15 protein-coding genes are annotated in these 12,191 nt (G+C 61.3%); 14 read left to right on the forward strand and 1 reads right to left on the reverse strand.

Translation table 11 applies throughout. The features are described from left to right. Positions 1-232: 232 nt before the first annotated feature. The 7 genes from NKH98_RS13560 to NKH98_RS13590 all read left to right on the forward strand — a co-directional run bounded on the left by NKH98_RS13560 (position 233) and on the right by NKH98_RS13590 (position 5,381). Positions 233-3,340 carry a CheR family methyltransferase gene (locus NKH98_RS13560; protein WP_352899093.1) on the forward strand — a complete coding sequence of 1,036 codons (3,108 nt, stop codon included), beginning with the start codon at positions 233-235 and terminating at the stop codon, positions 3,338-3,340. After that, the gene (locus NKH98_RS13565; protein ID WP_352899095.1) at positions 3,337-3,696 is read left to right on the forward strand and encodes a response regulator; all 360 of its coding nucleotides are present in this window, start codon (positions 3,337-3,339) and stop codon (positions 3,694-3,696) included. Before NKH98_RS13560 ends, NKH98_RS13565 begins: the two co-directional genes overlap by 4 nt. Positions 3,697-3,848: 152 nt before the next feature. Continuing rightward, on the forward strand, positions 3,849-4,067 hold the full coding sequence (locus NKH98_RS13570; protein ID WP_254818791.1) for a hypothetical protein: 219 nt from the start codon (positions 3,849-3,851) through the stop codon (positions 4,065-4,067). A 27-nt stretch (positions 4,068-4,094) separates the two neighbouring features. Further along, positions 4,095-4,532 carry a GFA family protein gene (locus NKH98_RS13575; RefSeq protein ID WP_352899097.1) on the forward strand — a complete coding sequence of 146 codons (438 nt, stop codon included), beginning with the start codon at positions 4,095-4,097 and terminating at the stop codon, positions 4,530-4,532. Between the two features lie 93 nt (positions 4,533-4,625). After that, a complete protein-coding gene (locus NKH98_RS13580; RefSeq protein WP_254818789.1) occupies positions 4,626-4,838 on the forward strand; it encodes a hypothetical protein in 213 nt (70 codons plus the stop codon). A gap of 135 nt (positions 4,839-4,973) precedes the next feature. Continuing rightward, positions 4,974-5,159, forward strand: coding sequence for a hypothetical protein (locus tag NKH98_RS13585; protein ID WP_352899099.1), 186 nt, complete (start codon positions 4,974-4,976; stop codon positions 5,157-5,159). Positions 5,160-5,162: 3 nt separating this feature from the next. Next, positions 5,163-5,381, forward strand: a complete 219-nt coding sequence (locus NKH98_RS13590; RefSeq protein ID WP_352590409.1) for a hypothetical protein — start codon at positions 5,163-5,165, stop codon at positions 5,379-5,381. Between the two features lie 41 nt (positions 5,382-5,422). Here the strand turns inward: NKH98_RS13590 and NKH98_RS13595 are convergent, their stop codons facing one another. Next, positions 5,423-5,689, reverse strand: a complete 267-nt coding sequence (locus NKH98_RS13595) for a hypothetical protein (protein WP_352701886.1) — start codon at positions 5,687-5,689, stop codon at positions 5,423-5,425. A 433-nt stretch (positions 5,690-6,122) separates the two neighbouring features. On the opposite strand from NKH98_RS13595, the gene NKH98_RS13600 reads away from it, so the two are divergent. The 7 genes from NKH98_RS13600 (at position 6,123) to NKH98_RS13630 (ending at position 12,189) form a co-directional block, all read left to right on the forward strand. Further along, entirely contained in the window at positions 6,123-6,839 is a 717-nt protein-coding gene (locus tag NKH98_RS13600; RefSeq protein WP_352645264.1) for a GntR family transcriptional regulator, read from the forward strand. Then, the gene (locus tag NKH98_RS13605) at positions 6,839-7,933 is read left to right on the forward strand and encodes an LLM class flavin-dependent oxidoreductase (RefSeq protein WP_352899306.1); all 1,095 of its coding nucleotides are present in this window, start codon (positions 6,839-6,841) and stop codon (positions 7,931-7,933) included. The genes NKH98_RS13600 and NKH98_RS13605 overlap by 1 nt, the downstream gene beginning before the upstream one ends. Beyond that, complete coding sequence (locus NKH98_RS13610) at positions 7,933-8,478, forward strand: flavin reductase family protein (protein WP_254818785.1); 546 nt, start codon at positions 7,933-7,935, stop codon at positions 8,476-8,478. The genes NKH98_RS13605 and NKH98_RS13610 overlap by 1 nt, the downstream gene beginning before the upstream one ends. Positions 8,479-8,567: 89 nt before the next feature. Continuing rightward, complete coding sequence (dctP, locus tag NKH98_RS13615; RefSeq protein WP_352476480.1) at positions 8,568-9,545, forward strand: TRAP transporter substrate-binding protein DctP; 978 nt, start codon at positions 8,568-8,570, stop codon at positions 9,543-9,545. A gap of 77 nt (positions 9,546-9,622) precedes the next feature. Then, positions 9,623-10,135: a TRAP transporter small permease gene (locus tag NKH98_RS13620; RefSeq protein WP_352899102.1), complete on the forward strand. Its 513-nt coding sequence runs from the start codon at positions 9,623-9,625 to the stop codon at positions 10,133-10,135. Between the two features lie 3 nt (positions 10,136-10,138). Beyond that, the gene (locus tag NKH98_RS13625) at positions 10,139-11,449 is read left to right on the forward strand and encodes a TRAP transporter large permease (protein WP_254818782.1); all 1,311 of its coding nucleotides are present in this window, start codon (positions 10,139-10,141) and stop codon (positions 11,447-11,449) included. A 26-nt stretch (positions 11,450-11,475) separates the two neighbouring features. Continuing rightward, positions 11,476-12,189: a hypothetical protein gene (locus NKH98_RS13630; protein WP_352899104.1), complete on the forward strand. Its 714-nt coding sequence runs from the start codon at positions 11,476-11,478 to the stop codon at positions 12,187-12,189. The last annotated feature ends 2 nt before the right edge of the window (positions 12,190-12,191 follow it).

The raw sequence follows: 12,191 nt of genomic DNA on the forward strand, positions 1-12,191 counted from the left end.
CTTCGGATACCGGGACCTTGGCCAGATCCGGCGAGCGTAACGAGATTTGTTTTGCCGGCTTTGTCTCAGATGGTCGTTTTGCCATTGGAACCGCCACGAAAACCGGATGTTAATGCCCACCGGCGGTGCTTTGTTCCGTTCGTGGACTATTTACTGGCCCGAGGCTCGGCCCGGTTCTAGTCTGAGGGCCGATTTGGCGGTTTCGCGGGCGCGGCTGTTACCGGGGCATGGCATGGTGTTCCAGAATGGAAGATTTCCTATTGTCGGCGTCGGCGCATCCGCTGGCGGCATTCCCGCGATGGAGGGCCTGTTCAAAGGACTGACCGGCGGCACCGGCATGGCGTTTGTCGTCGTCACGCATCTCAGCCCGGAACGGGAGAGCCTGCTGCACGAGGTCATCCGACATTACACCGAAATGCCGGTCGTCGTGGCCGAGGAGGGCGTGGCGGTGCAACCGGACCAGGTCTATGTGATGCCGCAAAACGTCGTCCTCAGCATCCGTAACGGCGCGCTTTCGCTGCGCCGGCCGAACACGCTCAACCGCGAACGCAAGCCGATCGACATCTTCTTCAGCGCATTGGCCGAGGACCAGGGCGAGTATGCCGTCGGCGTTATCCTGTCGGGTGGCGATTCAGACGGCACGCTCGGCGCCCGGGCCATCAAGGAGCATGGCGGGCTGACCATTGCCCAGGCCTCCAACGGCTACGGCCCCCGCAATCCAGATATGCCGCAGAGTGCGATTTCGAGCGGCCTGATCGACATCGCGGCGCCCGCCGAGCAGATCGGCGCAAAGCTTCAGGCGTTTGCCCGCGGCTTCGATGTGCTGAACGGACTCGTCGAAGCGGACGACGAGCACAAGGCCGAGATGGATCGGGCCCGCGATGAAATCTACGCCATTTTGCGCAGCCATTCCGGTCACGACTTTTCCGGCTACAAGCCCAAGACGTTCCTGCGTCGCGTAAAGCGGCGCATGCAGATCACGCAGCTACAGTCGATCACCACCTACATAGAGCGGCTGAAGAGGGATCCCGACGAGGTGGTGAAGCTGTTTCGCGACCTGCTCATCAATGTCACCAGCTTTTTTCGCGACGCCGAAGCGTTCAAATTGCTGGAGGACAAGATCATACCGCAGATTTTCGAAGGCAAGAGCGCCTCCGATGCGGTGCGCGTCTGGGTGCCCGGCTGCGCCACCGGCGAGGAAGTATTCTCGATCGGCATGCTGATGCGCGAGCGCATTGACAAGCTTTCGGCGCCGCCGCGCGTCCAGATATTCGCGACCGACATCGTCGAGCCGGCGCTCGCGGTGGCGCGTGCGGCGCGTTATCCCGAAGCGTTGCTGCACGGGCTGTCGCCACAGCGCAGGCAACGCTTTTTCCACAGCGACGGCGAGAGCTATGTGCTCGGTCCAGAGGTGCGGGAACTCTGCATTTTTTCACCGCACAGCGTAATCCGCGATCCTCCCTTCTCGCGCATCGACATGATTTCGTGCCGCAACCTGCTGATCTATTTCGGCCCGCAGATCCAGAACCGGGTCATTCCGATCTTCCATTACGCGCTGAGGCCGGGCGGTTATCTCTTCCTGGGCACGTCGGAAAGCGTCGGTCAGTACAGCGACCTGTTTGCCACGGTCGACAAGAAGCACCGGATATTCCAGGCGCGGGAACATGCCACGCCACGGCCGCCGGTCCTGGTCGGCAATGGCCGCACGGCTGCCTTTCCGGTCGCAAGCGGCGGCTCGAAGAAGGATGCCGCCGCCGGCCGTTCTCTCCGCCAGGCGATCGAGGCTCAGGTGCTGGAGCGGTTCGCCCCGCCTCACGTGCTGGTCAATGGCGATGGCGACATCGTCTACTATTCGGCGCGGACGGGCAAATATCTGGAAGCGCCGCAAGGCGCTCCGAGCCGGCAGTTGCTGACCGTGGCCCGTCGTGGGCTGAGACTTGAGCTGCGCGCCGCGTTGCGGGAAGCAGCCACGACGCGCCGCACGGTCGTGCGGGAGAACATAGCTGTCGAGGAAGAGGACGGACCGCTTCAGTTCATTACACTGACTGTCGAACCGTACACCGGGCGCGGCAACGGCGAGCCCCTCTACCTCGTCCTGTTCAATCCGGTGGCACAGGCCCAGCTACGCTTCGAGCCGGCAAGCAAAAGCGGTGGCACCGACGGCGCGTCTGAACTCGAACGGGAGTTGCGCGACACGCGCGAGCGGCTGCAATCGACCATCGAGGAATACGAAACCGCGCTGGAGGAAGTAAAGTCTTCGAACGAGGAGCTCGTCTCCGTCAATGAAGAGGCGCAGTCGACAAACGAAGAGCTTGAGGCCTCGAAGGAGGAGATGCAGTCGCTCAACGAAGAGCTCAACACCATCAACGCCGAGTTGACCGGCAAGATAGAGGAGCTCGATCGCGCAAACAACGATCTCAAAAACCTGTTCGAAAGCACAGAAATCGCGACCATCTTCCTCGACCGCAACCTTGTGGTGCGGACTTTTACGCCCGCGGCATCGTCCTTCTTCAACTTGCGTCCATCCGATGTCGGCCGGCCGCTGACCGATCTTTCGAGCCGGCTCGACTACCCCGAGCTGAAGGGGCACATCCAGGCTGTGTTCGAGTCGGGAGAGACCCTGAACCATCATCTTGCGCGCGACGACAACGACCGCTCTCACCTGGTTCGCATCAACCCCTATCGGGACAAGAGCGGCAGCATCCAGGGCGTGGTCGTGACACTGATCGACGTGACGACACTGGCGCAGGCGGAAGAGCGTCAGCAGGTGCTCATCTCCGAGCTGAACCACCGGGTCAAGAACATGCTGGCGGTTGTCGCCAGCATCACCAACCGTACGCGTGAATACTCGGCGTCGAAAGACGAGTTCGCCGACGCCTTGATAGGTCGCCTGCATGCAATGTCACGAGCCTACAGTCTGCTCTCGCGTGAGAGCTGGACGGAAGCCTCCGTCGAGGAATTGCTGCGCCAGGAACTCGACCCCTTCGGGGCTGAACGGTTTAAGCTTGATGGCGAGAGGGTAAGCCTCAAGCCCGCACAAGGGCTTTCGTTCGGCATGGCGATTCATGAGCTGGCGACCAATGCCGCCAAATATGGCGCATTGTCGAAGCCAACCGGGCGGATAGTTGTTAAGTGGTCGGTGGCGGACGTGACCTTCAGGCTCGTCTGGCGTGAGAAGGGCGGCCCGCGCATCAAGCAGCCAACCGACAGCGGCTTCGGCCTAACCCTTCTGCGCGGAGAAATCGGTTACCGACTGGGCGGAAAGGTTGAAACAACTTTCCACTCGAATGGTTTGGAGGCGGAAATCGCATTCCCCCTGACCCGCGAGGGCTCGCCGTGACCGGACAGATGCGCGTGCTGATTGTCGAGGACGAATGGCTGATCGCCGACGACGCGGCGGTTTACCTGCGCAAAGCCGGCCATCAGGTGGTTGGACCGGTGTCGTCGGTGACGGCGGCACTTCGGCTCGTTGGCGAAGGCGGCATCGACGCGGCATTGTTGGATATCCAGTTGAACGACGAAACCAGCTATCCGATCGCGGAAGCGTTGCAAACGCGCGGTGTTCCGTTCGCCTTCCTCTCCGGGTACGGCGAACGCGAAATTCCGGCCGGGTTCCGCACTTGCAGGATCGTGCAGAAACCGGCGAGCCAGAGTGCGATCCTGAATGCCGTGGATGAGCTCGCGCGCGCCGGCTGAATTCCTGTCGTTCCAGCGGCCGCCTTTTCAATCCAGCGGCTTGTCGGTCGGGCGCGGCGTGGTGCCAGCCTGCCGCCGCCGATTCCGGGTCGAGGCCTGCCGGAACCATTTCCGCCATCGTTTGTTCGGCTCGAAGAAAGGAGCCGCGCGAAATGGAGCGACGTAACGCGTTAATTGCGATGGTGATTTCGGCCATCATCATCGTCGGCTTTCTCATAGGCTTTTTGTACGGCGATATGGGCTGGCAAACCTCGCCGCTCAAAAGAGCCCCTGAACAGAACCAGGGTGGCAATGCTCCGGCCGATACTTCGCCTGCCGCCGGCATCAAGAAGAACCCCAAGGAAAATACCGAAATGCCAGGCCAGCAATGAAGGCCGGTCCAGCAATGAAGTTAACCAATGCCACGAATTGAAACGGGCTCCTGTTTTTGCGGCGCCATAACGGCGGAGATGCGCGGCGAGCCTTTCTGGATTTGCTCCGATCACGATGACGACTGCCGCAAGGCGATAGGAAGCCCGCTAACGGTGTGGGTCGGCTATCGGCCTTCTGAATTCACATTGCTCACCGGCACACCGAAAACCTTCTCGAAAACCCCCGGCGTGCTACGGTCCTTCTGCGCGGATTGCGGGACATCGATCGGCTATGTCGACCAGGGCCTGCCGGACGAACTCTATCTGACGATCGGCTTCCTCGATCATCCCGTACGATTTCCGCCACAGGCCCATGCATATTGGGACATGAGGCTGCCCTGGGTCGACTTTCCAGACGATCTGCCGCGGGTGGGGACGTATTCGAGGCGGCGAGATCCTGCCTTCGGAAATCCGGCGGACCGCTAGCCTGCGATCCGTTGCAGGTTGGAAAACGTGCATTCGGGGCTTGGTACGAAAACAACAATTGGCGCGCGGCCGAAAACGCGCCATGATGCGCCGATGGGCCGCCGTTTGGATGACAAGCTCGATTGCAAGGCGTGCGGGACGATCCTGATGGAGATTCCCGACAATCCGAAGGATTCGACGCCGATCTATTGCAGCAATTGCGGCGCCTATCTCGGCGAATGGGGCGAACTGCAGCAGGATTTCTACAGGCAGGCTTTCGGTACCGAGGCCTTCGATCTGAACCACGGAACCATCATCAAGAAATAACCCCGGATGTGCAGGCGTCCCCTGGCCTCAAGCCGTGGTCCGGGACCCGGCTCGTTGCGACAAGCGCCGTTCGTATCGGACCCTCGGGAACCTTTCTCCCGAGCCGCTTGTTTGGGTGGCGGAAGGAGAAACGCCATGAGCACAAAACCTCCCCCTGTTCCACCGGAGAATCTGAGCCCAAAAGGAGCCGGTGACAAAAAACCGATAGCCGCCGACCAAGCACCGCACGGCCAATCGACCGTGCCGGATCCCGACAAGCAGGGCCAGCAAGGCAATACGAAGGTCAACACCACCCATCAAGGCAACGTCCAGGATCGCTAGGTCATGTCCACGTCGAAGAAGACTCCTGCCAGCATCCGCCAGGGTGGTCCCGGCGCGGCGCACGAAAACGCCAAGAAGCCGCTGAGCGTCGAAAAGCCGCCGGCCGATTCCGACCGGCGCAGCCACAGCAAGGTCTCCGGTGGTGGCGGCGAACGCGACAGCCACCATACCCACGACCCCGAAAAGAAAGGCGACACCCGGCCTGCGCATCAGGGCAAGTGAAATCGGGTGGCGACGCGAAGATCGGTGGCTCGAGCGAAATTTCAGCGGGGACGGCGCGCCGAGGCGAACGGAACGACATTGTCGACATTTGCCGTCGGCAAATCAAACAGCATCGGAAGCCCTCGCGTCGCGGCCATCTCCACGATCAGCTCTTCGATGGAGTGATTGGTCAGACGCGTCTCGACGCCCAGCCGGATCATCGCCGCCAGCTTGTGCACCGGCACCGGCACGGACTTCGCCCGGTCGTCGAGCAGCTTACTGATTTCGATCACGACGTCTGCGTCGATATCCCTAGGCAAGTCTCGCATAAGCGCCTCCCCGCCAAACGAAACGAAAAGCCCGCCGCACCTTTCGATACGGCGGGCGATCCAGTAATGCGCACCGGCGAGGGGATCGGGTGGGCGTGCCGGCGCGCGCAGATCGCAAGTATTTTTAGTTAAATCCGCCAGCCTCGATGTGTCACGCGAAAACGTCTGTACGTTTTTACCGAACCGCGCGGATCGCTAGCTCTCCCGGCGCGACCGCACGGATGGCGGGACCCTTTGCCCTCCGGACAACGAACCTAAACAGTATACATTATAAACTTAAAACATCTTGCCAGGCGATCCAGCCTGTGCTCCACTTCGCATTGGAACGCGGCCTGCAGGTCGAATTCTATCGGTATGTAGCTGCATTTCAACGGATCACTGCGAGAACACCAGCTTCAAACGATATACGAAATCTTCGCGTGGGAAGGCGTGGATGACGGAAACGATAGAGCTCAAACGGGTTGGCGATGGCAATCTGCGTGCCCAGGTCTATCAACAAATCCGTCTGACCATACAGCATGGCGAATTGGCGCCTGGCCAGAAGCTCGTCGATGTCGACATCGCCGCCCAGCTCGGCATTTCCAGAATGCCTGTCCGCGACGCCTTGATGCAGTTGGTGCATGAGGGCTATCTCGTCGGCACCACACGCGGCTTCACGCTGCCCACGCTTACCGCAACGGATGTCGCCGACATCTTCGAGGTCCGCCGCTTGCTCGAGCCGCGGGCCGCCGCACACGCTGCGCGGACACTCGACGCCGCTGGCCTCAAGACGCTTGCGGCCGCGCTTCGGGAGGCGGAGGCTGCGGCCGCCGCCGGCGATGCCGACCGCTTTTTCCAGGCCAATTCGGCATTCAGGAATTGTTGGCTCGGCGCTGTCGAGAACCAGCGCCTTTCACAAACCATTGCAAGGTTCGCCGACCATGTCCTCGTCGTCCGTTTAAGGACGCTGTCGCACCAGCCGACGCAGGCCGTCGTCGTGGCCGGCATGCGCGCAATCTATGAGGCATTCGTCAAGCGCGACGCCGTCGCCGCTTACGACCGCATGACCCACTTCATTCAGAACGCCGAGGAGCGTTTCATGAAGCTGAGCCCTCCGTCTCAAAATTCCACCGGTGAAGGTGAGAGCATGTCGCAGCCGGGGAAACCATGATCAGGAAGCAGCACCCGCTGAAAGGGCCGAACAGGTTCAAGCTCGGCGTCTTTTCCATGAACGCCGATGGCGGCCTGGCAATGACCACCGTTCCGGAGCGCTGGCGTGCCCGCTGGGAAGACAACCTCAATTCCGCCTGCATCGCCGACCGCGCCGGCCTCGAGTTTCTGCTGCCGATCGCCCGCTGGCGCGGCTTCGGCGGTTTGACGCATGTGCGGGAATGGTCGTTCGAGACGTTCACCTGGGCGGCGGGTCTTGCTGTCGCCACGGAAAACATCGGCCTGTTCATGACGGTGCATGTGCCGCTGGTTCATCCGCTGCAGGCTGCCAAAGCGCTTGCGACGGTCGACCACATCTCCAACGGGCGTGCCGGCTTGAACATCGTCTGCGGCTGGAACCCGGACGAGTTCGCTATGTTCGGGCAGACGGTCGGCGAGCGGACCTACGATCAGGCCGAGGAATGGATCAACATCATCGTGCGTGCCTATCAATCGAGGGAGCCGTTCGACTTCAGCGGCGAGTTCTATGATCTGAAGAGTGTCGTTAGCCGCCCGCCAAGCTTGCAAGTGCCACGACCGGTGACCATGAACGCCGCCTTCGGCGCGCCGGGGCGCAACTACGCGGCGCGCCATTGTGACTATCTGTTTTCGACTTTTTCCGAAATTGCCGACGGCCGTGCGCATGTGGTCGACATTACCAACCGCGCGGCCGAAGTCGGGCGCGAAGTCGGCGTCTATACGGTCTGTCACGTCGTCTGCCGGGAGACCCAGCAGGAAGCCGAGGATTACTACCGGCACTACGCGCTGGAATGCGCGGACGAGGGTGCCGTCGACGAGCATATGCGCAAGAAGAAGGAATTCGCGAACTCGCATGACGCGAAGGCCTTCACCGAATATCGGCAGAGGTTCGCCGGCGGTGCCGGGACCTTCCCGCTCATCGGCACGCCGGAAAAGATCGTCGACGACCTCACCGGGATCATGGAACAGGGTTATTCCGGCGCCGCCCTGACATTCGTCAACTACACCTACGAACTGCCCTTCTTCTGCGACCGCGTGCTGCCGCTGATGCGCCAGGCCGGGCTTCGAGTAAATTGATGCCGGCCGCCGCCATTCCGACGCTATGGGTGGATGGGCACAACGCCATCGATCCGCGCGCGTTCAAACAGGCTATGCGGGCCGTGGCGGGCTCCGTCGCCATCCTCGCGTCGGAGCATGACGAGATCGGCTTTTGCGGCATCACGGCGACCGCTCTCTGCTCGTTCAGTGCCGAGCCGCCTTCGCTGCTTGCCTGTGTCAACCGCGGCAGCACCTTTGCCTCGGCCATTCGCGAAGGTTTGCCTTTTTCGGTCAATCTTCCCGCCGGCGACCAGGAGAACGTTGTGCGTGCGTTTGGCGGCATGACCAAAGCCAAGGGCGCCGCGCGGTTCTCGTCCGGATCATGGGTGCGCGGCGAAACCGGCGCGCCCTTGCTTGTCGGCGCGAGGGCAATGTTCGAATGCCGGGTGGCCGAAATCATTGTGCGGGCGTCGCACATGATCGTCATCGGCATCGTCTCGGGCGTTGCGCTGGATCGCGCTCACCGATCGCCGGTCTTCTACGCGCATGGGCGGTTCCTGACAGTAGGAGATGATGTCAACTAACCGCCGTTCGTGTGGCGGCGAAGCGTGCAATTTCAGATCGGCCCGATGATGGGCTCCGGCGAAGTGAATCTATCAGAGGGAATACGGCAATGCGCATTTGGAAATCCCTTGTTCTGGCTGCACTCATGTCGGGTGTGGCGGGTATCGCCATGGCCGAAGAGGTCGTCCTCAACGCCGTGCATTTTACGCCGACGCAGAACGGCTACGCCCAGAGCTTCCTGAAGTTCGTTCAGAAGGTGAACGAAAAGGGCAAGGGCGTGGTCCAGATCAACGTGCGTGGCGGGCCGGAGGTCATTCCACCGATCCAGCAGGGCGCGGCGCTCAGGAGCGGCCTGATCGATGTGATCGACACACCGGCAGGGCAGTTCCTCGAACTCGTGCCCGAAGGCGAGGTTTTCTCCGCATCGACGAAGACGCCCTGGGAGGTTCGCGACAATGGCGGCTGGGACTTCATCAGCGCAATTTTCGAGAAGAAGGCCAATGCCCATCTGCTGGCGCATGTCGACGCGGGCTCGGGCTTCAACGTCTTCACCGTCGACGAACCCAAGCTCAACGATGAAGGCAGCATCGACTGGGGCAGTTTGAAGATCCGTTCGTCGCCGCTCTATCGCGATTTCCTCGAATCTCTGGGCGCGACAGTGATCGTGCAAGCGCCGGGGGATGTCTATACCTCGCTCGAGCGCGGCGTCGTCAATGCCAACGCCTATACCGTATTTGGCTATGCATCCTTCGGCTGGGACAAATTCACCAAATACCGTGTCGATCCGCAATTCTTCAAAACCGACGTGCTGATCTCGATCAACAAGGCCAGATGGGACACGCTGTCGCCCGAGGCGCAGAAGCTGCTTGCCGACACCGCCGTCGAATACGAGCGCGCGAGCTATGACGCCAACCTTGCCGAATCCGAAAAACAGGCACAGGCGATGATCGACGGCGGGCAGAAGGTTGTCAGCTTGACCGGCGCCGGCCGCGACAAATTCCTGGCGGCTGCCACGCAGGCGAGCTGGGCGAGAATGGCCAAACGCGATCCCACCAACATCGATCAGTTGAAGAAATTCTTTCAGTAGCCCGAGCCGAGGGTGCCTTGTGCGCCCTCCGTCAAAGCTGGGCCAAGGGCAAAAGGTGGACATGAGGGTCGTCGGGCATGGACAGATTGTTTGCAGCGATTGGGAAGCTGAGCCTTGCGTTGGCGGCGGTGGCAAAAGTGGTGCTTGGCCTCATCATTGTCGCGGTGGTTGCTGATGTATGCGTCCGCAATCTGGGACTGAGGCCGCTTGCCTGGGCAGTATCCGCGACGGAATACGGCCTGCTTTACGCGGCATTTCTGCCGATGCCCTGGCTGGTCCACAGCAAGGGCCATGTCTTCGTCGAGTTCCTGCGCAAGGCGCTGCCGGTGCGGGCACGGGCGGTGCTTGAAAAGCTGGTCTATCTCGCCTGCATTGCCGTCAGCCTCTACCTCGGCAGCGTCGCTCTGTCGTCCCTGACCAGTGCCGTGGCGGGCGGCGAATATGAAACGCGCAGCTTCGACATGCCGAAATGGCTGGTCTTTCTGCCCATCATGCTCGCCTTCTACCTCTCGGCGCTGGAATGGCTCAGATATCTGCTCGGCCGTGACACGCTGCACACGCTGGATCCTCTGGAAATGGAAGGGCTCTGACCGGTGGCCTGGCTGTTTCCATTCGCCGTGCTCGTTGGCACCATCCTGGTGTTGATGGGGCTGGGGCTGCCGGTCGCCTTTGCGTTCTTCGTCACCAATGTGATCGGGCTGTACCTGTTCTTCGGCGGTTCAATCGGCGTGACGCAGATGGTCGCCAACTTCTCCGACGCTGTCTCGACCTACGCGCTTGCCCCGCTGCCGATGTTTCTTGTCATGGGCAGCCTGTTCTTCCGCTCCGGCCTCGGCGAGAAGGTCATCTACGCGCTCGACCTGTGCATCGGCAATCTGCGCGGACGCCTCGCCTATGTCGTCCTCGCCGCCGGCACGATCTTTTCCGCGCTGTCGGGCTCGAGCCTCGCCAATACCGGCATGATGGGCTCGCTGATGGTGCCCGAGATGCTGAAGCGGGGCTACAAGCCGCATATGGCCTACGGCCCGGTGCTTGGCGCCGGAAGCCTTGCCGTCATCATCCCGCCATCCTCGCTGGCTGTCTTGCTCGGCTCGCTTGCCCAGATCGATGTCGGCGCGCTGCTCATAGCGGGGGCTCTGCCCGGGCTGCTGCTCGTTGTCATGTACGCGGCGCTGATCTTCGCCCAGACGAAGATCGACCCGGACGCCGCTCCGCACTATCCGGTGCCCGCCGTTCCCGCGGCCGAGAAGGTGAGGGCGGTCGCCGTCAACATCATTCCGATGAGCGTCATCGTGTTCATGGTGGTCGGCACGATCATCCTTGGGATAGCGACGCCGACGGAATCGGCGGGACTGGGCTGCGCCGCCGTTTTCGCCTTGTTGTTTGTCTACCGACGGTTCAGCTGGTCGGTTGTCTGGAAGTCGCTGGACGATGCGATGAAGGTCACCGGCATGACCTTCCTGATCATCTCGGCTTCGACGACGTTCTCGCAGATATTCGCCTTCTCCGGCGCCTCCAACGGCTTTATCCAGTTCATCGTCGGCTACGATCTTGGACCGTATCCCATGCTGCTCATGATGGTGCTCGTCATCCTGCTGCTCGGCATGTTCATGGATCAGGTCTCGATGATGCTGATCACGCTGCCGATCTTCCTGCCGATCGCCCAGCAATTCGGCTACGAGCCCGTATGGTTCGGGCTGATCCTGCTGCTCGCCTACGAGGTCGGCTTCACCACGCCGCCGTTTGGTCTGCTGCTGTTCATCATGATCGGTGTCGCGCCGAAAGGCACGTCGCTCAAAACGGTTGCCATGTCAGCGGCGCCTTACATCGCGCTGACGCTTCTGCTGATCCTGCTGATTGTCCTCTTTCCGCAGATCGCTCTCTTTCTTCCGAATTTGATCTAGCCGAACTCGATCCAGAGGGTCTCCATATGCGCTTTGCCTATCTTGCCTTCTTCCATGACGACCGCGAGGCAAATTTGGCCATCGCCGGTGAAGACGTTGACGCTGTGCGGCGTGTGATTGCGTCGACCTCGGGTCTTGCGCTTGCCAACATCTATCTGCCCGAAGTGGCGACGGACATGTTCAACAACGATGGTCCACCGCCGGTCTTTGGCTTCCAGCTCTATTTCGACGAATTGGCGGACATGGAGGCGGCGCTGGCGCCGTCCGGCCATCTGCAGGCACTTGCCGCACCTGGCATGCTGTCGAACATCGCCGGTTCGAGGCCGACGCAACAGGCAATGTGCGTGCGTCCGTTTCCCGTCGAGGACGCTGGCGTCAAGACGTCCGGGCTGCCCTGCAGCTATCTTGTCCACTATCCCGGGCCGGCCGAAGACATGAATGTCTGGCTCCACCACTATGTGACGCATCATCCGCAATTGATGCGGGGCTTCCCAGGCATCCGCCACATCGAGGTTCTGTCGCGACTGGATTGGTGCGGTTCGCTGCCCTGGCCGCGGATCGACCATATGCAGCGCAATCGCGTCATGTTCGATAATCCCGCTGCATTGACGCACGCGCTGCAATCGCCGGCGCGGCTGGAGATGCGCGCCGACTACAATACTTTTCCGCCGTTTTCAGGCGGCAGCCGGCATTTTCCGATGTCGACTGAAGTCGTGCATCCTTCGTCAAGGGCCTCGTAGGC

This window comes from Mesorhizobium sp. M0833 (assembly GCF_040319905.1).
Classification (GTDB): Bacteria; Pseudomonadota; Alphaproteobacteria; order Rhizobiales; family Rhizobiaceae; genus Mesorhizobium.